Here is a 2,319-nt window from a genome sequence, read left to right as displayed (position 1 = left end):
ATCAGACGATAAAAGAATGCGATAGCGGGCTGGCATAAATGAAATCCTGAACGATGTCAGGGGAGAATGCCAGAATGGAGAATTCCGGCATTGCTACAGGACAAGTAAATTGTTTTTCTGTACTAGTCATCTCTTGGTAGCTGTGGGAGAAATTCATTTCTGATTGTCTTTGCATCTTCGTCTGTTATGTAGCTTAGAAAATCAATCATGTCGTCAGAGTGACTGGCTAGGTGAGAGATAGCGGTGAAAGTTCCATCCACCGGGCCCATAGTTGTAACAACATCTAGGTTATGGATCACCCATTGTGCGGCGTTTCCACTGAACATGGTTGACTGAGCTATCTGCTCGATCTGTAAAGATTGGCCTTGCAAGTTTTTCAGCAATACCTTCAGTTTCCCTTTTTCGGAGTTTTTATCAAAATCTGGCACAGATGTCGGCTCTTTTTCAGTATCACCTTGTGATGGTGGAGGAGGTGGTTCTTGTCCTCCACCAAATGTTTGACCTGCCTTGTCCGGGGTTGTCGTTTCCCCTGATGAACAGCTCCAGCAGCACAGCCATTTCCAGAACCCTCCACCAGAAGACTGTCCGCCTTGTTGTTGTCCGCCTTGTTGTTGTCCGCCTTGTTGTTGACCACCTTTTGATCGACCTCCTGCACATTGAAGCATTCCCGGTAGAACTGCGTTGGTGAGAGCAGCAGTTGCTTCTGTAATAGGCTGACCATAGTGAATATTCAGACTATACAGAGTGTCTGAGGAAGGGGTGTCGGGTGGTTGATTGAGGAGTTGTAGGTAGCTTGTCTTTTGGCCATTTATTTCATAGGAACTGCAGTGGGCCAGAGTTTGTTCTACGTCGACCCAGAACTTCCAGGTGACTAATTTCTCTACACCTTTAAAAGTGTAATGATACTCAAGCCCTTCTGCTGTTTGGAGGGTCTGGGTGGCTCTTAAATGATTGATCGGGACTCTGGTACATAAGATGTAAGTACTGCCCTTACCTTGCAATTGTAATGTCATTTGATCGACCGGAAGCCAACCATCCCTAGATCCGGACCATGTTCCACTACTATTAAAAGTCTCCTGTGCTTTTTTAAACTGGTCACGATCAACAAGCAGGTGGTGTTCAATTTGAATGTCTGAAAGGCGACCCTCTGATTTTATCTCAAGGTTCGAAGGTTGGAATGATGGAGTCAATGTACTGTCAGCCAAAGCCAGCGTGGCCACTGTGCTCAGACAAAATCCTAAAATTTTTTGCATGACTTGGATCCTAAAACGAGACCTGTCTTATGTAGTCTCTGGCTCAAAAATTAGCAAGGGTTATTTTCTGACTGGCTGGTTAAATGTATAGGAATTTCAAAGCACAGATAGAAAACCTTCCGACGTATAGTTTTGACGGATTTTTCTGAGAAGCGGTCAGGCTGTTTTCCCTGATTCTAAAAACATTAGTTTTACAGGAAATACACCCAAATAATTACATAAGGCAGAGTAATAAACTGGCTATGTGTGCTTCAGGTAGACTAATCCTGCTATACCAGAGCAACAGGTCTCCCGAGGGCAAGCCTTTCATGACACAGGTGAAGTTCTGCCAGTGTTTTCCCCGGTACTATCCCGGTACTATCCCGGTCAGAACCATCCTGGATTTGCACAGGATACATTCCAGCGGGTCAACGCCAAAGCTGTTCTTCATCAATGCCGGGAAGCGGATGGGAATGGCTTTTCTTTCTGGCTGGTCCAGCAGGTCGTAAACCTTGGGTAACAGCTTTGATCGTACCCTGGTTGCCAGAAACCCGTAATATCGGATCATGCGGAAGCCCTTGTCCGGGATGTGCTGTACCAGACGTTTGATGAAGTCCTCCACCTTACTGGTGAAGCGCAAATATTCCTTGGTAGCGTGGTTCAGGTAGCTGAAGATCACCTCCTTGCCGTCGTAGTGTCTCAGGCGGCTCATGGACAGTGGAGGGCGCTTTAGATAGCGCCCCAGGTATTTCCAGGTATTTGATGTTGCGATGGTGGTTCTTGCTGGGTTTGGCGAAGTGGATGATCCACGACTTCTGGTAGTGGGTGTTGAGCCAGCGATTGAACGCCGTTTTGTTGGGGTCGTTGGCTTGCAGGTCTTTCGGTAGTTTCAGTTCTCCCCGACTGTATGTTTCCCGGAACAGACTGATAATCTCGTAGCGCCACATGGGCATGAGTGCCTTTTTGCAATAGTAGAGCGGCTTCCAGGCCGTATTATCGTTTGCCAATCCGCCCACAGTGACAGAGAGGTGTACGTGCACATTCCACTTCAGGTCTCGACCGAAGGTGTGCAGGGCAGTGAAGATGC

The 2,319-nt window shown here is 47.2% G+C and carries 1 protein-coding gene and 1 pseudogene; both read right to left on the bottom strand.

Going from position 1 to position 2,319, the window contains the following annotated elements:
* Positions 1 to 122: 122 nt before the first annotated feature.
* Positions 123 to 1,253 carry a hypothetical protein gene (locus tag ACR2PX_RS01225; protein ID WP_433997541.1) on the bottom strand — a complete coding sequence of 377 codons (1,131 nt, stop codon included), beginning with the start codon at positions 1,251 to 1,253 and terminating at the stop codon, positions 123 to 125.
* A 269-nt stretch (positions 1,254 to 1,522) separates the two neighbouring features.
* Positions 1,523 to 2,319 (bottom strand): annotated as a pseudogene (locus ACR2PX_RS01220) (IS91 family transposase); the annotation flags it as partial.

The sequence above is a fragment of the Endozoicomonas sp. genome (genome assembly GCF_051008435.1).
Taxonomy (GTDB): Bacteria; Pseudomonadota; Gammaproteobacteria; order Pseudomonadales; family Endozoicomonadaceae; genus Endozoicomonas_A.
The sequence above is the reverse complement of the archived record's forward strand: the minus strand, read 5'-3'. Positions and strand labels throughout refer to the sequence as shown.